The sequence below is a fragment of the Cupriavidus numazuensis genome (genome assembly GCF_905397435.1).
In the GTDB taxonomy this organism is placed as follows: domain Bacteria; phylum Pseudomonadota; class Gammaproteobacteria; order Burkholderiales; family Burkholderiaceae; genus Cupriavidus; species Cupriavidus numazuensis.
In genome coordinates this window covers 72,921-94,036 of sequence record NZ_CAJPVI010000024.1, presented here as the reverse complement: position 1 = coordinate 94,036, position 21,116 = coordinate 72,921, and the positions used below count along the sequence as shown (strand labels likewise).

15 protein-coding genes are annotated in these 21,116 nt (G+C 63.1%); 13 read left to right on the top strand and 2 right to left on the bottom strand.

The window, feature by feature from the left end; translation table 11 throughout:
* The first annotated feature begins 83 nt into the window (after positions 1-83).
* The 11 genes from KHO41_RS19685 to KHO41_RS19635 all read left to right on the top strand — a co-directional run bounded on the left by KHO41_RS19685 (position 84) and on the right by KHO41_RS19635 (position 14,439).
* Positions 84-803 carry a GntR family transcriptional regulator gene (locus KHO41_RS19685; protein ID WP_211954967.1) on the top strand — a complete coding sequence of 240 codons (720 nt, stop codon included), beginning with the start codon at positions 84-86 and terminating at the stop codon, positions 801-803.
* A gap of 508 nt (positions 804-1,311) precedes the next feature.
* Positions 1,312-2,544: a formyl-CoA transferase gene (gene frc, locus KHO41_RS19680; RefSeq protein ID WP_211954966.1), complete on the top strand. Its 1,233-nt coding sequence runs from the start codon at positions 1,312-1,314 to the stop codon at positions 2,542-2,544.
* A gap of 88 nt (positions 2,545-2,632) precedes the next feature.
* Positions 2,633-3,415, top strand: coding sequence for a fumarylacetoacetate hydrolase family protein (locus KHO41_RS19675; RefSeq protein ID WP_211954965.1), 783 nt, complete (start codon positions 2,633-2,635; stop codon positions 3,413-3,415).
* 106 nt (positions 3,416-3,521) lie between these two features.
* The gene (locus tag KHO41_RS19670; RefSeq protein ID WP_211954964.1) at positions 3,522-5,078 is read left to right on the top strand and encodes a Re/Si-specific NAD(P)(+) transhydrogenase subunit alpha; all 1,557 of its coding nucleotides are present in this window, start codon (positions 3,522-3,524) and stop codon (positions 5,076-5,078) included.
* A gap of 10 nt (positions 5,079-5,088) precedes the next feature.
* Positions 5,089-6,486, top strand: a complete 1,398-nt coding sequence (pntB, locus tag KHO41_RS19665; protein ID WP_211954963.1) for a Re/Si-specific NAD(P)(+) transhydrogenase subunit beta — start codon at positions 5,089-5,091, stop codon at positions 6,484-6,486.
* A 285-nt stretch (positions 6,487-6,771) separates the two neighbouring features.
* Positions 6,772-8,106 (top strand): oxalate/formate MFS antiporter, encoded by a 1,335-nt coding sequence (oxlT, locus tag KHO41_RS19660; RefSeq protein WP_211954962.1) that lies wholly within the window; start codon positions 6,772-6,774, stop codon positions 8,104-8,106.
* A gap of 564 nt (positions 8,107-8,670) precedes the next feature.
* Complete coding sequence (gene oxc, locus KHO41_RS19655; RefSeq protein ID WP_211954961.1) at positions 8,671-10,404, top strand: oxalyl-CoA decarboxylase; 1,734 nt, start codon at positions 8,671-8,673, stop codon at positions 10,402-10,404.
* Positions 10,405-10,458: 54 nt separating this feature from the next.
* Positions 10,459-11,709, top strand: coding sequence for a formyl-CoA transferase (frc, locus tag KHO41_RS19650; protein WP_211954960.1), 1,251 nt, complete (start codon positions 10,459-10,461; stop codon positions 11,707-11,709).
* A gap of 182 nt (positions 11,710-11,891) precedes the next feature.
* Positions 11,892-12,329, top strand: coding sequence for a PAS domain-containing protein (locus KHO41_RS19645; protein WP_211954959.1), 438 nt, complete (start codon positions 11,892-11,894; stop codon positions 12,327-12,329).
* Between the two features lie 457 nt (positions 12,330-12,786).
* Positions 12,787-13,626 (top strand): alpha/beta hydrolase, encoded by an 840-nt coding sequence (locus KHO41_RS19640; RefSeq protein ID WP_244873906.1) that lies wholly within the window; start codon positions 12,787-12,789, stop codon positions 13,624-13,626.
* A 129-nt stretch (positions 13,627-13,755) separates the two neighbouring features.
* Positions 13,756-14,439 (top strand): Fe2+-dependent dioxygenase, encoded by a 684-nt coding sequence (locus KHO41_RS19635; RefSeq protein WP_211954957.1) that lies wholly within the window; start codon positions 13,756-13,758, stop codon positions 14,437-14,439.
* Positions 14,440-15,037: 598 nt separating this feature from the next.
* On the opposite strand, the gene KHO41_RS19630 is transcribed toward KHO41_RS19635, so the two are convergent.
* Positions 15,038-17,308 carry a TonB-dependent receptor gene (locus KHO41_RS19630; RefSeq protein ID WP_244873905.1) on the bottom strand — a complete coding sequence of 757 codons (2,271 nt, stop codon included), beginning with the start codon at positions 17,306-17,308 and terminating at the stop codon, positions 15,038-15,040.
* Between the two features lie 487 nt (positions 17,309-17,795).
* Here KHO41_RS19630 and KHO41_RS19625 point away from each other — a divergent pair, with 487 nt between their 5' ends.
* Positions 17,796-19,364: an AMP-binding protein gene (locus tag KHO41_RS19625; RefSeq protein WP_211954956.1), complete on the top strand. Its 1,569-nt coding sequence runs from the start codon at positions 17,796-17,798 to the stop codon at positions 19,362-19,364.
* Between the two features lie 48 nt (positions 19,365-19,412).
* Positions 19,413-20,393 (top strand): Bug family tripartite tricarboxylate transporter substrate binding protein, encoded by a 981-nt coding sequence (locus tag KHO41_RS19620; RefSeq protein WP_211954955.1) that lies wholly within the window; start codon positions 19,413-19,415, stop codon positions 20,391-20,393.
* Between the two features lie 68 nt (positions 20,394-20,461).
* Here the strand turns inward: KHO41_RS19620 and KHO41_RS19615 are convergent, their stop codons facing one another.
* The gene (locus KHO41_RS19615; protein WP_211954954.1) at positions 20,462-21,064 is read right to left on the bottom strand and encodes a TetR/AcrR family transcriptional regulator; all 603 of its coding nucleotides are present in this window, start codon (positions 21,062-21,064) and stop codon (positions 20,462-20,464) included.
* Between the last annotated feature and the right edge of the window lie 52 nt (positions 21,065-21,116).

The following is a 21,116-nucleotide window of genomic DNA, read 5'->3' as shown; positions in this document are numbered from 1 at the left end:
CCGGGCGATTTTGCTAAGCTGTGCAGGAATGTGGCGGGCAGCTATTGTGGCCGCCGCGCCACCGGTCTCCCTCGAGCTTATTCATGTCTGCGCAAAGCCAACCTATCGTCCAATCACCAGCACTGGCCCTGTCCGTGCAACCGATCAACGCCGGCGCCAGCCTGCGCGACCAGGCTTACGCCATGTTGCGCCAGGCCATCGCCGACGCGGACATCTATCAGTCGCGCGACGAGATCCGGCTCGATGAACGCGTGTTGAGCGAGGCGATGGGCGTGAGCCGCACGCCGATCCGCGAAGCCATGACGCTGCTGGAGCAGGAAGGCTTCCTGCGCACGGTGCCCCGCCGCGGCATCTACATCATGCGCAAGACCAAGCGCGAGATCGTCGAAATGATCCAGATGTGGGCGGCGCTGGAAAGCATGGCGGCGCGCCTGGCCACGCTGCACGCCACCGACGCGGAGATCGCGCAACTGCGCAGCATGTTCGACAGCTTCCGTGATTCGACGCCGGCGGAGCATATCGAGGAATACTCCGACGCCAATATCGTGTTCCACCAGGCGATCGTGCAGCTGTCGAAGTCGCAGATCATCATGGACACGATCCGCAACATCTTCATCCACGTGCGGGCGATCCGGAAGATGACCATCTCGCAGAGCGACCGCGCGGCCCGCTCGATTGTCGATCACCTGCGCATCATCGAGGCGCTGGAAAAACGCGACACGGAACTTGCGGAGCGGCTGGTGCGCCAGCATTCGCTGGACCTGGCCGACTACGTCGAGAAGCACTGCGACTTCCTTGACTGAGCGGCGGTCCATCGCCACAGCTTGCTGACAAAAACGGCGGACTCAGGTCCGCCGTTTTTGTTTGTGAGTGGAGGGCGGAGACCGGCTGTACTTTTGGTATGTAATATATCAGTGAAATTTCCCCGACGATGTCATCCGTTTAGCCTGATACATCACTTGGGATTGACCCCGAACCTGCAAGCTTAGTGCTGACAAGGGCTCGCTTCGATCGACTTGGTCCGGGCGGGCGTTGCAATTGTTGCGGTGCACCGACGAAAGTTGGTGTGGGAACAGGAAAAGAGCTTGCCGTTCTCTGATATATCACATACCGTATGTCATCAAGACGGTCGAAACGATCAGCAGAGATTGAAGCACCCAGCGGGGCCCACCGCCACCCGAATTCAAGTCAAACGAGGAGACCAAGCATGTCCGAAGTCCAAGCCACGCGCGCCGAGAGCAGCACCGCGGAAAACACCCTGAAGACCCTGCACCAGTAAACGGACGCCATCAGAGCCGAGGAGACATCGCCATGGAACGAAAAGCATTGGATGGCATCCGTGTTCTGGACATGACGCACGTTCAGGCAGGCCCTTCCGCCACGCAGCTGATGGCGTGGATGGGCGCCGACGTGATCAAGGTGGAAATGCCGGGTCGCGGGGATATCACCCGCAGCCAGCTGCGCGACGTGCCCAACGCCGACAGCCTGTACTTCACCATGTTGAACAGCAACAAGCGCAGCCTCACGCTGAACATGAAGACGGCGGAAGGCAAGGCGCTGCTCGAAGACCTGATCCAGCGCAGCGACGTGCTGATCGAGAACTTCGGCCCCGGCGTGCTGGCGCGTGCCGGCTTTGACTGGGATCGCATGCAGGACCTGAATCCGCGCCTGATCTATGCCTCGATCAAGGGCTTCGGCCCCGGCCCGTACCAGGACTGCAAGGCCTATGAAAACGTGGCCCAGTGCATGGGCGGCTCGGCCTCCACGACCGGCGATGCCGCTGGCGTGCCGACCGTGACCGGCGCGCAGATCGGCGATTCGGGTACCGGTGTGCATTGCGTGGTCGGCATCCTGGCCGCGCTGCTGCAACGCGAGCATTCGGGCCGCGGCCAGCGCGTGGAAGTGGCCATGCAGGATGCGGTGCTGAACCTGTGCCGCGTGAAGCTGCGCGACCAGCAGCGGCTCGATGCGGGCCCGCTGCGCGAGTACCCCAACGAGCAGTTCGACGACCACGTGCCCCGCGCCGGCAACGCGTCGGGCGGCGGCCAGCCGGGTGCTGCGCTGCGCTGCTCGCCGGGCGGCCCGAACGACTACGTCTACGTCATCATCCAGCCGCAGGGCTGGGAACCACTGATGCGCCTGTGCGGCCGCGAGGACCTGATCACTGACCCGGAGTTCGCCACGCCCGAAGTACGCCTGAAGAAGCTGGGGCAGTGCTTCGGCATCATCGAGCATTGGACCCAGGGCAGGACCAAGTTCGAAGTGATGAACGCGCTCAACGAGGTCGATGTGCCGTGCGGCCCGATCCTGTCGATGAAGGACCTGATCGAAGACCAGTCGATGTACGAGCGCGGTTATCTTGTGGAACTGGATCACCCGGCGCGCGGCAAGTACGTGCAGTTGGGTTCGCCGATCGCGCTGTCCGATTCTCCGGTGAAGGTGGAACGTGCCCCGCTGCTGGGCGAACACACCGAGGAAATCCTGGAGTGGCTGGGCCGCACGCCGGCCCAGATCGCGGCGATGAAGCTGGCCGGCGCCGTCTGAACGTCCGCCTTCCTTTCCTCTTCTTCTTCCCCTGTTTCTCACACCGAGCGGGCACGCCTGGCGCGTGCCCGCCGGAGGAGCTCGTGCTGTGAAATCCTGGATTCGTTTTCGCCGTCCCGACGGCAGCGTCGGCCACGGCCGCACGGAAGGCGACGGTAGCGACCGCGTCGTTGAATTCAATGGCCCCGGCTATGTCGATCCTCAACCCACCGGTGCTACCTACAAGCTTGGCGAACTGCACCTGCTCGCCCCGTGCGAACCCGGCAAGGTCGTGGCGCTGTGGAACAACTTCCACGCATTGGCGCGCAAGCTGGAAAAGCCCGTACCGACCCATCCGCTGTTCCTGATCAAGCCGGCCACTTCGCTGGCGGGCCCTGGCGATGCCGTGGAGCGTCCGCGCAGCTATGACGGCAAGATCGTCTATGAAGGCGAGCTCGGCATCGTGATCGGCAAGAAGGCGCGCAATGTGTCGGTGGCCGAGGCGGCGTCGCACATCTTCGGCTACACCGTCGTCAATGACGTGACCGCGGCCGAGCTGATCGCTGCGGATCCGAATTTCCCGCAGTGGACCCGTGCCAAGGGCTTCGACACCTTCGGCTGCGTTGGTCCTGCCATCGTGCCTGGATTCAACTGGCGCGCCGCCAGCGTGAAGACGCGGCTGGACGGCGTGGAGCGCCAGAACTACCCGCTCTCGGACATGATCTTCACACCCGAAGAGCAGGTCAGCCGCATCTCGCAGGACCTGACGCTGATGCCGGGCGATGTGATCGCCGTAGGCACGTCGCTGGGCGTGGGCTCGATGAAGGATGGCGCGGTGGTGGAGGTGAGCATCGAAGGCATTGGCTCGCTGGTGAACCACGTGCGCGGGTAATCGCGCTGCAACTGAACCTGAAACTGCAAGGCCGCAAGGTTCCTCCCCTCTCGCGCTTGCGGGAGAGGAGAGGAACCAATGCGGTCGCGAATACAAAGGTAATCCCATGCCAATGACCATTGGTGTCCCCCGCGAAGTCCATCCGGGGGAGCGGCGTGTCGCCGCGACGCCGGATTCCATCCGGGAGTTGCTCAAGCTCGGCTACGAAGTGGCAGTGGAAAGCGGCGCCGGGCAACAAGCTTCGTTCTCCGATGACGCCTATCGTGCCGCGGGCGCGGCCATCGTCGACGCTGCCAGCCTGTGGGCGTCGGTCGACGTCGTCATCAAGGTGCGCCCGCCGCAGGTCCATCCAAGCCTCGGCGTGGAGGAAGCGGCGCTGCTCAAGAAGCACGCCACGCTGATCAGCTTCGTCTGGCCTGCACAGCAGATGACGCTGCTGGAACGTCTTTCGCAACGCGGCGCCACTGTGCTGGCCATGGATTGCGTGCCGCGCATTTCGCGCGCGCAGAAGCTCGACGCGCTCAGTTCGATGGCCAATATGGCGGGCTATCGCGCAGTGATCGAAGCCGCGCATGCATTCGGCCGACCGTTCGCCGGCCAGATCACGGCCGCGGGCAAGATTCCGCCCGCGCGCGTGCTGGTGATCGGCGCTGGCGTGGCTGGCCTTGCTGCCATTGGCGCAGCGCGCAGCCTCGGTGCCGTGGTGCGCGCGTTCGACACGCGGCCTGTGGTGCGCCAGCAGATCGAAAGCCTCGGCGCCGAATTCCTGACGGTGGAAATCGAGGAAGACGGCAGCGGCAGCGGCGGCTACGCGAAGGAGATGAGCCCGGCCTTCATCGAGGCCGAGATGAAGCTGTTCGCGGAGCAGGCGCGCGAGGTGGACATCATCATCACGACCGCGCTGATTCCCGGCAAGCCGGCACCACGGCTGCTGGAAGCCGACACGGTGATGCTGATGCGTCCCGGCAGTGTGGTGGTCGATCTCGCCGCGGAGCAGGGCGGCAACTGCGTGCTGACCGTACCTGGTGAGTCGGTGACGCACCAGGGCGTAACGGTGGTCGGCTACACCGACCTGCCGAGCCGCATGGCGGCCCAGTCGAGCCAGCTCTATGCCACCAATATCCGGCACCTGCTGACGGAGCTGACACCCGGCAAGGACGGCCAGCTCGTCGTCGACATGGATGACGAGATGATCCGTGGCGCCACGGTGCTGCACCAGGGCGACGTCACCTGGCCGCCGCCACCGCTGAAGACCTTGCCGCCGCCTGCGCCCGCGGCGGAGGTGCAGGCGCCTGCCGAGCCTGCTGCGCCGCCCAGCCGTACGGGCACAACGCTGGTGTCGCTGGGCATCGCCGTGATCGCGTTGCTGGCGCTCGGTGCCGTGGCGCCACCGGCCTTCATGGCGCACTTCACGGTGTTCGTGCTGGCCATCTTCGTCGGCTACCAGGTCGTGTGGAACGTGACCGCGGCCCTGCACACGCCGCTGATGAGCGTGACCAATGCGATCAGCGGGATCATCGTGGTCGGCGCGCTCGTGCAGCTCGGCAAGCCGTCGCTGGTTACCGCCATCGTCGCCGGCGCGGCGGTGCTGATCGCCACCATCAACATTGCAGGCGGCTTCCTCGTGACGCAGCGCATGCTGAAGATGTTCCAGCGAGACTGAGGAGACAGACATGCCTTCGGGAATCAGCAGTATTGCTTACCTGGGCGCGAGCGCGCTCTTCATCCTCAGCCTGAGCGGGCTGAGCCATCCGGCCAGCGCGAAGCGCGGCAACCTGCTCGGCATCGCGGGCATGGTGATCGCCGTGCTGACCACGGTGCTGGCCGGCAGCCCCGACGGGGTGCCCATCATCATCGGCGCGATGGTGCTTGGCGCGGCGGCCGGCGCGGTGCTGGCGCGGCGCGTGGAAATGACGCAGATGCCGGAGCTGGTCGCGGTGCTGCACAGCTTCGTCGGCCTGGCCGCGGTGCTGGTGGGCTACGCGAACTATCTGGACGCGCATGCGCTCACCGGTGCGGAGAAGGCGATCCACGAGATCGAAACCTACCTCGGCATCCTGATCGGTGCGGTAACGTTCACGGGCTCGGTGATCGCGTTCCTCAAGCTGCGCGGCACGCTCGGCGGCAAGCCGACGCTGCTGCCAGGCCGCCACGTGCTCAACGCGCTGGCGCTGATCGTGTGCGTGGTGCTGGCGTACCAGTTCCTCAACGCGCCATCGGTGCAGGGCGGGCTGGTGCCGCTGGGCGTGATGACGGTGATCGCGCTGCTGGTGGGTGCGCACCTGGTCGCGGCGATCGGTGGTGCCGACATGCCTGTGGTGGTGTCGATGCTGAACAGCTACTCGGGCTGGGCCGCTGCGGCGACCGGCTTCATGCTCGGCAACGACCTGCTCATCATCACCGGTGCGTTGGTCGGCTCCAGCGGCGCGATCCTCAGCTACATCATGTGCAAGGCCATGAACCGCAAGTTCCTGTCGGTGATCCTGGGCGGGTTCGGCGCCACGCAGGCCAAAGGCGCGGCGACGGAGCAGGGCGAGGTGCTGCCGGTGTCGAGCGACGAAGTCAGCGCGCTGCTGAAGGATGCGAACGAGGTCATCATCGTGCCCGGCTATGGCATGGCGGTGGCGCAGGCGCAGGGCACGATCAGCGAGATCGCAAAGCGGCTGCGGGCGCAGGGCGTCAATGTGCGGTTCGGCATCCATCCGGTGGCCGGCCGTCTGCCCGGGCATATGAACGTGCTGCTGGCCGAGGCGCGCGTGCCGTATGACATCGTGCTCGAGATGGAGGAGATCAACGACGATTTCGAGCATGCCGACGTCGTCCTGGTGGTCGGTGCCAACGATATCGTTAACCCGGGGGCGCTCGAAGACCCCGCGAGCCCCATCGCCGGCATGCCCGTGCTCGAAGTCTGGAAGGCGCGCACCGTGGTGGTGTCCAAGCGCAGCATGGCCGCCGGCTATGCGGGTGTCGATAACCCCTTGTTTTACAAGGAAAACACCCGGATGTGGTTCGGCGATGCCAAGGGCAGCGTAGACGCGTTGCTGCGCCAGCTCGAGGAGGTTCCTGCCTGATTGGCCACGTCCGTCTGCTCAAATGATGACGATGACTTATGTATCAACTTGCAGTCATCTGGCGGACGGACGCCAAATTGATGCGGAATCTGCAATATATAAACGATCGTAAATAGATACGATAAAAAAGTTTAAGACTGATCAAATTAAGCATCGGGTAGCATCAATCCCCAGATTCACGTGCCGCAATGTCAGGCGCCGATCCAGTTGTGAAGAAGGATGCCGAAATAGAGCACCCCAAGCAGTCCCGACGAGGACGCAGAAAAAGCACTAGGAGACAGGTAGATGGCGCATCAAGAAGCGGGAGCCACGTCCGGCAATGGTCGTGGCCTGCAGAATCGTTGGTTTCAGTTGGCCGTAGGTGTGGTTTGCATGGGGCTGGTGGCGAACCTGCAGTATGGCTGGACTCTCTTTGTGTCACCGATGGACGCCAAGCATCACTGGGGCACGTCCGCGATCCAGGTGGCATTTTCAATTTTCATCGTGACCGAGACCTGGCTGGTGCCGCTTGAGGGCTGGCTGGTAGACAAGTTCGGTCCGCGCCCGGTCGTGGCGGGCGGTGCGATCTGCGCCGGCCTGGCGTGGGTGATGAACGCCTACGCGACGACACTGCCGGAGCTGTACGCAGCAGCGGTGATCGCGGGCATCGGCGCCGGCGGTGTGTACGGCACGTGCGTGGGCAATGCGTTGAAGTGGTTTCCGGACAAGCGCGGCCTGGCGGCCGGCCTGACGGCAGCGGGCTTTGGCACGGGCGCGGCGATCACGGTAATTCCCATCGCGAACATGATCCACAGCGCCGGGTACGAAAAGGCGTTCCTGTTCTTCGGCATCCTGCAAGGCGTGGCGATCTTCGCGCTGTCGCTGCTGCTGGTGAAGCCGCGCGCACCGAAGGGCGCGGTGGCCGCGAAGGCGGTGCTGACCAACAAGGTGGAATTCACTCCCGGCCAGATGGTGAAGACGCCGGTGTTCTGGGTGATCTACGCGAGTTTCGTGGCCGTGGCCGCGGGCGGCATCATGGCGACCGCGCAACTGGGCCCGATCGCCAAGGACTATGGCTTTGCGTCGATGCCGGTGACACTGCTGGGCCTGACGCTGCCGCTGCTGACGATGACGCTGTCGATCGACAACCTGTGCAACGGCTTCACGCGTCCTCTCTGTGGTTTCCTGTCTGACCGCTTCGGCCGTGAGAACACGATGTTCGTGATCTTCATCGGTGAGGGGCTCGCGCTCCTGGGCCTGATGCAGTTTGGCCGCGACCCGTATGCGTTCATCTTGTTCGCGGCGCTCACGTTCCTGTTCTGGGGCGAGATCTTCTCGATTTTCCCGGCGCTGTGCGCGGACACGTTCGGCAGCAAGTTTGCGGCGTCGAACGCGGGCACGCTGTACACGGCAAAGGGCACGGCGGCGATGCTGGTACCGCTTGCATCGGTTCTCTCGGCAAACGGTGGCTGGGATGCGGTGTTCACCGTCGCGGCGGTCGTCACGATTGCGGCTGGGGTGTCGGCCAAGTTGTTGCTGGCCCCGATGCGCAAGCGGTTCATCACGGGCCATTCGGACACGCCCATGCCGGTATCGGACGTCGCCTTCTTTGCGAGTGCATCGGCCAAGCGCGGCGAATAGGCACAGGCCGGACATTGCCGTCAGCGTACTTGTAGCGATGCATTGATGTTTGTAGAGGCCTGGCGCATGCGCCAGGCCATCAGGCGCAAGCGCCTGGAGCCAGGAAGAGACGTCGGGGACCTCGCCAAAGCATTTCAGAGGGCCTCAAAACGTCTGAAAACGTGGTATGTAATATATCTATGTGCCGAGGATCCCTAGGCCCCTGGCTTGTGGATAGGCTTTCTTCATCTGTGCACGATGCGAATCAATGGCGCAGATTGAGAAGTTGCGCTGATTTAGGCACAGATCCAGGCTGATTTGCTGCAGTGCACCGACGAAAGTTGATTGCGAGGTAGGAAAATAGCTTGCCGTTCTCTGATATATCACATACCGTATGTCATCAAGACCGGTCGAAATGATCGGGACAGGTTGAAGCAGGGGGCGAGCCCCATGCACCACGAAGATAAGTCCAATGAGGAGACCAAGCATGTCCGAAGTCGTAGCCAAGCAGCCCGATAGCACTACCGCGGCAGCCACGAAATAAAACATTCCCACCCCAGTCAATTTGCATAGAAGGAAGCAACCATGGCAGAAGTCGGAAACGAGCTCCAGCGTCACGCCGCGGAAGAACATCAGGCACAAACCGATGGTTTTCATCTGGTCATCGACGCGCTGAAGCTGAACGGCATCGAAAACATCTACGGCCTGCCCGGCATTCCGGTCACCGATCTGGCTCGTCTGGCGCAGGCCAACGGCATGCGCGTCATCAGCTTCCGTCACGAGCAGAACGCGGGCAACGCCGCAGCGATTGCCGGCTTTATCTCGCAGAAGCCGGGCGTTTGCCTGACCGTGTCGGCCCCCGGCTTCCTGAACGGCCTGACGGCGCTGGCACATGCCACCACCAACTGCTTCCCGATGATCCTGATCAGCGGCTCGAGCGAGCGCGAGATCGTCGATCTGCAGCAGGGTGACTACGAAGAGATGGACCAGTTGGCCATCGCCCGTCCGCACGCCAAGGCTGCCTTCCGCGTGCTGCACGCCGAAGACATTGGCGTGGGTATCGCGCGTGCCATTCGTGCCGCCGTGTCGGGCCGTCCGGGCGGTGTGTACCTCGACCTGCCGGCCAAGCTGCTGGGCCAGTCGCTGGAAGCAGCGAAGGGCAAGAAGTCGCTGATCAAGGTGGTGGATCCGGCCCCGCGCCAGCTGCCGGCACCGGACTCGGTCGACCGCGCCGTCGCACTGCTGAAGAACGCCAAGCGCCCGCTGATCCTGCTGGGCAAGGGCGCCGCCTACGCACGCGCCGATGCGGATATCCGCGCGCTGGTCGAGAAGACCGGTATTCCGTACCTGCCGATGTCGATGGCCAAGGGCCTGCTGCCCGATACGCACCCGCAATCGGCCTCGGCGGCACGCTCGTACGTGCTGGCTGAAGCCGACGTGGTGATGCTGGTCGGCGCCCGCCTGAACTGGCTGCTGTCGCACGGCAAGGGCAAGACCTGGGGCGGCCCGAAGCAGTTCATCCAGATCGACATCTCGCCGACCGAAATGGACAGCAACGTCGCCATCGCCGCGCCGGTGGTGGGTGACATCGGTTCGTGCGTGTCGGCGATCCTCGGCAAGGTCGGCAACGACTTCGCCAAGCCGCCCGCCGAGTGGCTGAACGCGGTGTACGAACGCAAGGACAAGAACCTGGCGAAGATGGGCGAGCTGCTGAACAAGGAAGTCTCGCCGATGAACTTCCACACCGGGCTGCGTGTGCTGAAGGACGTCATCAAGGCCAATCCGGATATCTCGTTCGTCAATGAAGGCGCCAACACGCTGGACTACGCCCGCGCCGTGATCGACATGTACGAGCCGCGCAAGCGCCTCGACGTCGGCACCTGGGGCGTGATGGGCGTGGGCATGGGCTACGCGGTCGCCGCGGCGGTGGAGACCAACAAGCCGGTGCTGGCGCTGTGCGGTGACAGCGCGTTCGGTTTCTCGGGCATGGAAGTCGAGACGATCTGCCGCTACAACCTGCCGGTCTGCATCGTCATCTTCAACAACAACGGCATCTACAAGGGCGTCGACGTGAATCCTACCGGTGGCAAGGACCCGGCAGTCACGACGTTCGTGCCGGGTGCGCGCTACGACAAGATGATGGAAGCGTTCGGCGGCGTCGGTGCCAACGTGACCACGCCGGCGGAACTTGAAGCTGCCGTGAACGAAGCGCTGCGCTCGGGCAGGCCCACGCTGGTCAATGCTGTGATCGACCCGTCTGCCGGCACCGAAAGCGGTCGCCTGACCAACCTGAATCCGCAAAGCTCGGCCAAGAAGTAATTCAACCGAATCTCACTCCCGAATTCACCCCTCTGATCCAATAGGAGAACGAAAGTGACCCTCCCACTCAACGGCATCAAGATCATCGACTTCACGCACGTTCAGGCAGGGCCCGCGTGCACGCAGCTTCTCGCGTGGTTCGGTGCGGACGTGATCAAGGTGGAGCGCCCCGGCTCGGGCGATGTCACGCGCACGCAGCTGCGCGACATCCCGGATGTCGACGCGCTGTACTTCACCATGCTCAACAGCAACAAGCGCTCGCTCACGCTGGACACCAAGAAGCCGGATGGCAAGAAGATCCTGGAGCAGCTGATCCGCGAATCGGACGTGCTGGTCGAGAACTTCGGCCCGGGCGCGCTGGATCGCATGGGCTTCTCGTGGGAACGCATCAACGAACTGAACCCGAAGATGATCGTCGCCTCGGTCAAGGGCTTCAGCGACGGCCACCACTACGAAGACCTGAAGGTGTATGAAAACGTGGCGCAGTGCGCCGGCGGCGCGGCGTCGACCACGGGCTTCTGGGATGGTCCTCCCACGGTATCGGCCGCGGCGCTGGGCGATTCCAACACCGGCATGCACCTGGCCATCGGCATCCTGACCGCTATCATCGGCCGCCAGCAGACCGGCAAGGGCCAGAAGGTGGCCGTGTCGATGCAGGACGCTGTGCTGAACCTGTGCCGCGTGAAGCTGCGCGACCAGCAGCGCCTGGACCGCCTGGGCTTCCTGGAAGAGTATCCGCAGTATCCGCACGGCGAATTCAGCGACGTGGTACCTCGTGGCGGCAACGCCGGCGGTGGCGGCCAGCCGGGCTGGGTGCTGAAGTGCAAGGGCTGGGAGACCGACCCGAACGCGTACATCTACTTCACCATCCAGGGTCATGCGTGGGAGCCGATCTGCAAGGCACTGGGCAAGCCCGAGTGGATCAGCGATCCGAACTACAGCACGGCCAAGGCGCGCCAGCCGCATATCTTCGATATCTTCAAGACCATCGAGGAATGGCTCGCTGACAAGACCAAGTACGAAGCGGTGGATATCCTGCGCAAGTTCGATATTCCGTGCTCGCCGGTGCTGTCGATGAAGGAAATCGCCGAGGATCCGTCGCTGCGCGCCAGCGGCTCGATCACCGAAGTGCCGCACAAGGAGCGCGGCTCGTACCTGACGGTGGGCAGCCCGATCAAGTTCTCCGACCTCAAGCCGGAAATCACGGGTTCGCCGCTGCTCGGCGAGCACAGTGAGGAAGTGCTGGCGGGCCTCGGCTACGCCGCGGAAGACATCAAGCGGCTGCGCGAAAGCCAGGTGATCTGAGCCGGCTCGCCCGTGCCTGAACAGGACTGAGCTGGAATGGACGCCGGAGCGCCGCGCATGCGGTCTCCGGCGTTTTTTACTGCGGCCCGGAGCTGTGCCAAACTGCATTGCGGCACGTTGCCGCCAATCTGTACCGCCAACCTTTACACCCTGCCGCAATGTCCGGCAAAGAGGGGATCCCCATGCAAGCCAGCATCGACTACGAACAACTGGTTTCCGCCATCGGTGACGCCGTCATCATCTCCGACGCCAACGGCGCCATCACGCTCTGGAACCCGGCAGCCGAACGCATGTTCGGCTACACGCAGGCCGAAGCGATGGGCCAGTCGCTGGACCTGATCATCCCGGAGCGGCTGCGCGGCCGCCATTGGGAAGGCTACGACAAGACCATGGCCACGGGCATCACGCGTTACGGCCACGACCTGCTGAAAGTGCCGGCCGTCGACAAGGATGGCAAGTCGATGTCCATTGCGTTCACTGTGGCACTGCTGCGCGGCGCGGACGGCAATATCTCGGGTATCGTCGCCATCATTCGCGATGAGACCGTGCGCTTCCAGGAAGAGCGGGCGCTGCGCAAACGCATTACCGAACTCGAGGCGCAGTTGAAGGTCGGCGCCTGACGCCGGCCTGCGCGGTCAAGCGGCACAACAGCTGGTTTGCGAGAGCCGGGGAGAGTATCTCGTCCTCGCAAAACCGGTGTAAGTCCAGTTGCGATTCAGAGGGATTTATTTGGCAATAATGATTTAAGTCAATCCATAACTATTCCTCTTCGAGAGATGTGCGCGTAGCACCCTTCCTCAGTGTGATTCGAGTTCCATTTTTCTGCCGAGTCCCTGTTCTGTAGCTTCACGGTGCCGGGCAAATCCGTATGGGAAGGCTATGTCCCGCGTGACAGACTAGGTACGTCCGAATGTCAACGAGATGACGATTCGTTTCGTTTACAAACAATTACGTGCTGAGTAGCGAAGGCGCTGCACGGAGACACAGTGCGGTACCTGGAATAAAGTGAATAGAACAGTGGATGGACAGTTGTTGGGTGGCGATGCTACGGGTTCTCGCAATACAGTTGCAGCCCTATTGATCCACGGTCTCGGCGGCACCGAACATGAACTTCGGCTCGTCGAGAAGACGCTGAAGGCGGAAGGATACGAAACAAAGTGCGCCGTACTGCCCGGTCATGGCACACGCCCCGAGGATCTGGTCGGCGTAAGGTTCGAGCAGTGGCTCGAGGCCGTATCGGTTGAATATCTCGAACTGCGCGCCAGGCACGATACCGTCCACATCGTCGGCATGTGCATGGGCGCGTTGCTCGCGCTCGCGTTGAGCCAGCTGATCGGGGACAGGCGGGGGAGGGTCGTCGCACTGGCTACCCCTGTGTTCCTGGATGGCTGGTCGCTGCCCTGGTACCGCCGGCTGCGGCATCTCGCCTATCACTTTCCCCGTGTCCGCGACAAATTTCGCGTCAAGGAATCCGAGCCGTTTGGCGTCAAGAACGGCGTGTTGCGGGCGGCGATCAAGGCACGCTTCCTGCGCGGCGATACTTTCCACTATTCGTGGACACCACTTGCCTGCATTCGCGAACTGGACCGTCTGCGCCGCTACGTACGCAAGCGCGTGCGGCGCGTTAGCCGGCCGGCACTGATTATTCACGCTCGCGAAGATGAGCTGACGAGCCTGCGATCGGCCTACTTTCTCAGCAAACACATTCGCAGCGCCAAGTTGCTCGTTGTGGACCAGAGCTACCACATGCTCAGCATCGACAATGATCGCAGGCTGGTCGCGAGCACTGTGGCGCAGTTTCTCCGCGAAGACGAGAACGGTGGACAGAACTTCGGCACCGCGCTGAGGGGCGTCTTTGCCGAACCCGCGAACGAGCCTTTCGAGGCATTGGTCGGTATTTCCCTGGCCGCCGAATAATCACGAGTCACGCCGCCATTGCCGGCCAAGCCGGCGTGTCCGGAAGGGATTGGTAATGATTCCTGTTTGCGTTCGTGGCCGCCTTTAACCTACAATCTTCGATCCCCGACCCGAAGGTAGGCACAAGCCATGATGCTGCAGATTCCGGACATCCTGTCCAAGGCCCAGGTGGCGCAATGCCGACAACTGATGGATGCCGCGGACTGGGCCGATGGCAACGCGACCTCCGGACATCAGTCGGCGCTGGCCAAGCGCAATCTGCAACTGCCTGAGGGCTCGCCCGTGGCGCGGCAGATCGGCGATCTGATCCAGGATGCACTGGGCGCCAACGCGACGTTCTTCTCCGCGGCGCTGCCACTCAAGGTGTTTCCGCCGCTGTTCAACCGCTATGAAGGCGGCCAGGCGTTCGACAACCACGTCGACAATGCCATCCGATACCTGCGCGGCACCGGTTTTCGCGTGCGTAGCGATTTGTCCGCGACGTTGTTCCTGACGGAGCCGGAGGACTACGACGGCGGCGAACTCGTGGTCGAGGACACCTACGGCCAGCACCGAGTCAAACTGCCGGCGGGCCATTTGGTGCTGTATCCGGCCACGAGCCTGCACCACGTCACGCCCGTCACGCGCGGTGCGCGCGTGTCATCGTTCTTCTGGATCCAGAGCATGGTGCGCGACGAAGGGCAGCGCGCGTTGCTGTTCGAACTCGACACGCGGATCCAGCAGGTCGCGGAAGCGATGGGGCAAAAGGATTCGGGCGTCGTTGGATTGACCGGCGTCTATCACAACCTGCTGCGTCGCTGGGCAGACGCCTGACAACAGCCGAGCGCCAAACTGCGCGCTTGTTTAAAACGGCATTGAAGGGCGCGACGCCCTGACTTCACACACACCGCCTCCAGCGCGCACCACTCCCGGTTCAGCGATTTCGAAGGAGGTGGTCCCTACGAGCTTGGGCATGTGCCCGCAGGAAACGTGCAAGGCGATCACACGATATCGCTCGCAGCAGGGTCCACAGACGCTTGCAGGGCTCGTTCAATCAGCGCTGTATTCCCACTCACGGTGGTGCCCCACGCGGCAGGCAGCGTAATTCACTCTGAAGCCCATACCCGTACAACACCCCTGGCACACTACGATAAAAATTCGCCCCTTTGGGGCAACCAAAACGCGTTTTTGGTTACTTTTGTCGCTCGGACAAAAGTGACTCGCCGGCTACGCCGGCGAAACAGCCGCGCCAGCCAAGAGCGATAACCCCGCCCGAACGACAAGCCCCCGCCGGCTACGCTAGCGAAACAGCAGCGCATGCCAAGAGCGATAACCCCCGCAATTCAACGATGACCCTAAAAAAAACCGCAGGCTCCGGCAGATGCCGAAACCCGCGGTTGCTCGCAACATCTAAATCAACTTTCCGTCAGCCTCAGAACCTGAAGTTCGCCGTCAGCATGCCAAAGCGGCCCGCCGCCATGGCGCCGTAGTGCGTATGCGCCTTCGTGTAGTACGTCTTGTCGAACAGGTTCTGGATGTTCAACTGCAGCGTCAGGTTCTTGTTCACGCGGTACGCACCCATCAGGTCGAAGCGCCAGTACGACGGCACATACAGCGAGTTGGCCGGGTTGGCGTAGACCTTGTCGACATAGTAGGCGCCTGCGCCCACCGTCAGCGGCGCCAGGACCTGGTAGGTCGTCCACAGGCTGAAGCTGCTCTTCGGCGTGTTGGGGAACTGGTTGCCGTTGTTGGCGGCGTTCGCGGTCTGCGGGCCGTTGTCGACCAGTACGCTGTCCAGGTAGGTGTAGCCGCCGAACACGCCCCACTTGTCGGTCAGGTTGCCCGCGAAGCCCAGCTCGAAGCCCTTCACGCGCTGCTTGCCGGCGTTGATGGTGGTGTTGGCGTCAACCGCGACGCGCGCATTGTTCTTCTCGATCTGGAAGATCGCGCCGGTCAGCGACAGGCGGCGCGACAGCAGGTCCCACTTGGTGCCGATTTCGAACGAACGCGCGGTTTCCGGCTCAAGGTTGCGCTGCGCGGCGGTGATGTTGTCCGCGCCATCGCCGTTGGTGGAACCCGGCGGCGTTGACGACGTGCCATACGACACGTAGATGCTGCCGTACTCGACCGGCTTGTACACCACGCCGGCCTGGTAGTTGAAGAAGTGCGACTTGTTGCGGATGTCCACCTGCGCCACGGCCGCGCCGGTGTTCGGGTTGGTGTACGCGTTGGTAAACGAGTGCGTGTCGTAGTTGTCGTAGCGGATGCCGCCGTTGATCATCCACTGCTTGGTGATCTCGATCGTGTCGAACAGGTAGACCGACTGCGTGTTCGTCGTCGTGGTCTGCGTGTACGGCATCTTGGTGGTGCTGCCGCGCCACGGGTCGTTCGGGTTCGGATTGCCCAGCGGTGCGCAGTCGAAGCTCGCCAGCAGCGACGCGTTGCAGGTGCCGCCCGATGCGGCCGCGTTGGCCGACACCACGTTGTACGGGTTGTTGTCCGTGTTGTCGCGGCTGAACTCGAAGCCGAACAGCAGGTTGTGCTTGAGGCTGCCGGTGTGGAATTCGGACGTCAGGTCGGTCTGGTTGGTCAGCGTCTCGGTAGCCGAGTCGCGGTTCTTGGTGTTGCGCCATACGAAACCGCGCGGCACGTTGCCGCGGCTGTCGTCGGGGTTCGTGACGACGTAGTCGTTCGTGGAGCGGCCCCAGCGCGTCGTGTTGCGGAACACCAGGCCATTGCGGAAATCATGCTGGACCGATGCGGTGGCGATGTCGGCCTGGGTACGCTGGAAGTCGCGGTCGGTCAGGCCATAGAAATTGTTGCGGTCGACGCTGGCCGGCGCCGATGGGTTGGCCTTGGTTGCCTGGCTGGACGGGCGCGCGTACGGGATGCTGTAGTCGGGCATGCCGTCGCCCTGCAGATGGTAGTACGACAGCGTGACTTGCGTGGGCGAGTTCAGGCCGAACGTCACCGACGGTGCGAAGCCCCACGAGTGCTGGTCGACTTCGTTGCGGCCCGGCACGTCGAAGGACTGGCCCATCGCGTTCAGGCGCACCGCGGTGTTGTCGTTCAGCAGGTAGTTGCCGTCCGCCGTGGCGCGGAAGTACGAATCCGTGCCCACGCCGACCGAACCCTGCACGAAGTTCTCGGCGGTCGGCAGCTTCGACACAAGGTTGATCATGCCGCCGGCCGAACCCTTGCCGCCGAAGGCCGAACTCGGGCCCTTGATGACTTCGACGCGGTCAATGTTGAACATGTCGCGCGTCTGCGAGGCCGTGTCGCGCACGCCGTCGACGTAGATGCTCGACATCGAGTCGAAACCGCGGATGAAAGGACGGTCGCCGATCGGGTTGCCGCCTTCGCCGGCGCCGAACGTGATGCCCGGCGTGGTGCGCAGGGCATCCTGCAGCGAGTTGGAGCCGGTCTGCTGCAGGACTTCGGCGGGCACGACGGTGACGGACTTCGGCGTGTCGAGCAGCGGGGCGGTGAATTTGGACGACTGGGCTTCATCGACCTTGTAGCCATCGTCCTTCTTGCTCGTTACCGTCACGCTTTGCAGCGTCACCGGCTTCGACGCGGCCGCAAGCTCGGCGGCCGGCTGGTTTTCCTGCGCGCCCGCACCTTGCATGGCAAAGACTGCGACGGCACCAGTCAGTGCAGCGGCCAGCGGGTTCAGCCGGAATTTGTCCTGTTTTCCTTCCACGGTTCTACCTTCCCTTTGTAGTTCTTGACACGATCAATGCATGGTCATGAAGACAAGTTCAGGCAGCCTTGAAGCTATTGATGCAAGTCATCCATAACGGCGGGCGATTATACGGTGTTACAAATCAAAACACAAATGCGAATCATTCGTACTTACCGAAAATGTGAATTGTTGCTCCGAATAAAGTAGATCATAGGCTACTTATTGGCGGATTATATGGTGTATTCATCATATTGATATTCGCCGTCGGGGCTTGACCTTCCTCCCCGACGAGCTGATCAGCCCCGCCTGAGTGCCTCAGTCGCCATGCCCACATCGGCATGTGTGACAGATTTGATACAACTGGCGGCTTTCCTGATTGTCTGGAATACGCTTAATGAGGCGCACCGATCTCGTCTTCCCGGTGCAATTCGGTACCAGAATCATTGACGTGGTACCGAATGCCTCTTACATTGGCAGCACAAGAAATCACCACAGCGGAGACACCATGACCCCTTCCCAGGCGCTACATGGTTGCGCGACGGTCGCGCAACTGTATGTGTCGGCTCTTCGGGCCGCGCCGACATCGCTGGCGATCGTCGGCGACGGTATTGCGCTCAGCTATGCCGAACTCGCGCAGCGGTCGTACCGCATGGCGCGGCTGTTCCAGGCGAAGGGGCTGAGGCGGCAGGATGTGATTGCCTTCCTCGTCGGTAACCGTGCCGAGGCTGTCGTGGCGATCATTGCTGCGCAGCTTGCGGGGCTGAAGAACGTGTCGCTGCATCCCATGGCGTCGGAAGACGACCACTGCTTCGTGCTGGCGGATGCGAACGCAAGCGCACTGGTGGTAGACAACGCCCGGTTCGGCGCACGGGCCGAAGCGATTGCCGCGCGCGGCGCGGTGCCGCGCATCCTGCTGCTCGATGACAGCGCATCCGGCCCGGGGCTGGCCAGCGAGGCGGCCGGCATGGACGCCGCCGCATTCGAATCCGGCGGCGATGCGACGGAAATCACCAAGCTGTCCTACACGGGCGGTACCACCGGCCGTTCCAAGGGCATCCTGCATACCCACCGCACGGTGGTGACCATGCTGCAGCACATGCTGGCTACCTACGAGTGGCCGGCGCAGATCCGCTACCTCGTCACGACGCCGATTTCACATGCGGCCGGCAGCCTGATCCTGCCGACGCTGCTGCGCGGCGGCACGGTGTACCTGAGCGACAAGTTCAGTCCCGCCGATTTCCTGCGGCGCGTGCAGGAGCACCGCATCAACCTGACCTTCCTGGTGCCGACGCAGATCTATGGCCTGCTGGACCATCCAAGCCTGTCCGCGGCCGATCTGTCGAGCCTGGAACTCGTGCTGTATGGCGCCGCCCCGATTGCGCCGGTACGGCTGCAGCAAGCGCTGGAAAAGATCGGCCCCGTGTTCGGCCAGGTGTATGGACAGGCGGAAGCGCCGATGACCATCAGTTACCTCGCGCGGCGCGACCATGACTTGTCGCGCCCGCATTTGCTGCGGTCCTGCGGCAAGGTCATTGCCGGCAACCAGGTCGCGCTGCTCGATCGTGACCTGCGCGAGGTGGCGCCAGGCGAAGTCGGTGAGCTCTGTGTGCGCAGCCCGCTCGTGATGGATGGCTACCTGAACCGGCCCGAAGAGAACGACAAGGTCTTTGCGGGCGACTGGCTGCATACCGGTGACATGGCGCGCCGCGACGAGGCTGGCTATCTCTACCTGGTCGACCGCGCCAAGGACATGATCATCTCGGGTGGCTTCAACGTCTACCCGAGCGAGGTCGAGCACTGCCTGGCCCAGCACCCTGCCATTGCGATGTCCGCGGTCTTCGGCGTGCCGGACGAGAAGTGGGGCGAGGCGGTGACCGCCATCGTCGTGCCTCGCGAAGGACAAGCGTTAAGCGAGGAAGAAGCAATCCGCTATGTCACGGAAAGGAAGGGCGTCGTCAACGCGCCGAAGTCTGTGATCTTCGCCGAGGACCTGCCTTTGACGGCGCTGGGCAAGATCGACCGCAAGGCCATTCGCAGCCGGTACTGGACTGACCAGGACCGGCAGGTGGCCTGAGCGGTCCGACACGACAAGGCAAAGCAAAACACAGACGAGGAGACAACCATGCGCTTGATTCGCAAGCTGATGATGACGTGCGCGCTCGCCCTGGGCCTGGCGGGCACCGCCGTGCACGCGCAGGACACCTATCCTGCACGGCCGATCCGGTTTGTCGTGCCGTTCGCGCCCGGTGGCGTGACCGACCTGACCGCGCGCACCTTTGCCAAGTACATGGGCGATGCCCTGCACCAGCCGCTGGTGACCGAGAACAAGCCCGGTGCCGGCGCGACCATCGGCGCAAATTTCGTGGCACGCGCGGCGCCGGACGGCTACACGCTGCTGCTCGGCACCAACGTCACGCATGCGATCAACCCGCGCCTGATCGCCGCGACGCCGTATGACCCGCTCAAGGACTTCCAGGCCGTCGCGGTCTTCGGCCTGAACGGCAACGTGCTGCTCGTGAGCAACACCTTTCCGGCCAAGACGTTTGCCGAGTTCATTGCCTACGTGAAAGCGCGGCCCGGCAGCGTCAACTATGCGTCAGGCAGCGTCGGCAGTTCCGCGCACCTGGCGGCGGAATTGCTCAAGCAGGACGTCAAGGGGCTGGACTACACGCATGTGCCTTACGGCGGACCGTCCGAGGCCATGTCCGCGCTGATGGGCGGGCACGTGGATTTCCTGTTTGCCAACATCGGCGCGGCGGTCACGCAGATCAAGTCCGGCAAGGTGAGGGCGCTTGCGGTGACGACGGCGACGCGCGCGCCGCAGTTGCCTGATGTGCCGACGATTGCCGAATCGGGTGTGCCGGGGTTCGAGGTCGTGGGCTGGATGGCGGCGTTCGTGCCCAAGGGGACGCCGGCACCAGTGGTGGCACGCCTGAATCAGGTTATCAATCAGGCGCAGAAGAATGCGGATCTCAGGACCACGCTCGACGCCGCCGCGCTGATTCCCGTGGTGGCGGCGCCCGACCAGAGCAGCCGGTTTGTGCAGGACGAGTATGAGAAGTGGGGGCGGGTGATTCGGACAGCGGGGATTCCAAAGCAGTAAGGCAGGAAGGACGCCACTGCGCCGGCTCGGTTTCTGGAGGGAGAAACCGAGCTACGGATCACTGCATGTCAGTGCGCCGGTCCGCTTGGACGCCCCTCGCTGGCCCCTGGCCGCATCAACAACCCGTTCAGAATGATTTCATAGAACTCGCTGAACGCATCCCCGATCTTCATTCCCGTTTCCTGCAGGAACTGCTGGTTGCGCAGCCGATGCGCCGCGCCGAGGATCGCCTCGGACACCAGCCTCGGATTGTGGGGTGCCATCAGCCCCTGGCTGACACCCGCTTCGATCATGCTTTCCAGCCCGCGCACGCGGGCAAGCTGGTACGCATCGAACACGGCCCGGCCGCTTTCGATCATGTCGAGATCGGTGAGCGCAGCCTTGCTGAGCCCTGACGCATTCAGCGTGGCGTGCAGGTATGCGGAGATGGCCCGCGCGGGATCGGGCGCATGGCGGGCTGCGGCATAGCCCTTTTCGAGATTGGCCGTCAGGACGTCGCGGCAGACATTCACGAACAGCGTTTCCTTGGTCTCGGCGATTTCATAGATCCGGCGCCGCGAGCAATGCAGCCGCTGCGCGATTTCACCGATGGTCATTGATGAAATGCCCTCGGCACTCAACAGCCGCGTCAACTCCGTGGTGAATTCTTCGTCGGTACGTCGCTTTGCCATGAATCGATGGATGCCGGTGCCGGGCGGAGAAGGACCGGAGGGAGGCTGGAAT

Bases quoted from the DNA above. Each gene is read 5' to 3' on its own strand.
- KHO41_RS19685 (WP_211954967.1), top strand. From the start codon at position 84: ATGTCTGCGCAAAGCCAACCTATCGTCCAATCACCAGCACTGGCCCTG.
- KHO41_RS19615 (WP_211954954.1), bottom strand. From the start codon at position 21,064: ATGGCAAAGCGACGTACCGACGAAGAATTCACCACGGAGTTGACGCGG.
- KHO41_RS19625 (WP_211954956.1), top strand. From the start codon at position 17,796: ATGACCCCTTCCCAGGCGCTACATGGTTGCGCGACGGTCGCGCAACTG.
- frc (WP_211954966.1), top strand. From the start codon at position 1,312: ATGGAACGAAAAGCATTGGATGGCATCCGTGTTCTGGACATGACGCAC.
- oxlT (WP_211954962.1), top strand. From the start codon at position 6,772: ATGGCGCATCAAGAAGCGGGAGCCACGTCCGGCAATGGTCGTGGCCTG.
- KHO41_RS19635 (WP_211954957.1), top strand. From the start codon at position 13,756: ATGATGCTGCAGATTCCGGACATCCTGTCCAAGGCCCAGGTGGCGCAA.
- oxc (WP_211954961.1), top strand. From the start codon at position 8,671: ATGGCAGAAGTCGGAAACGAGCTCCAGCGTCACGCCGCGGAAGAACAT.
- KHO41_RS19620 (WP_211954955.1), top strand. From the start codon at position 19,413: ATGCGCTTGATTCGCAAGCTGATGATGACGTGCGCGCTCGCCCTGGGC.
- KHO41_RS19670 (WP_211954964.1), top strand. From the start codon at position 3,522: ATGCCAATGACCATTGGTGTCCCCCGCGAAGTCCATCCGGGGGAGCGG.
- pntB (WP_211954963.1), top strand. From the start codon at position 5,089: ATGCCTTCGGGAATCAGCAGTATTGCTTACCTGGGCGCGAGCGCGCTC.
- KHO41_RS19645 (WP_211954959.1), top strand. From the start codon at position 11,892: ATGCAAGCCAGCATCGACTACGAACAACTGGTTTCCGCCATCGGTGAC.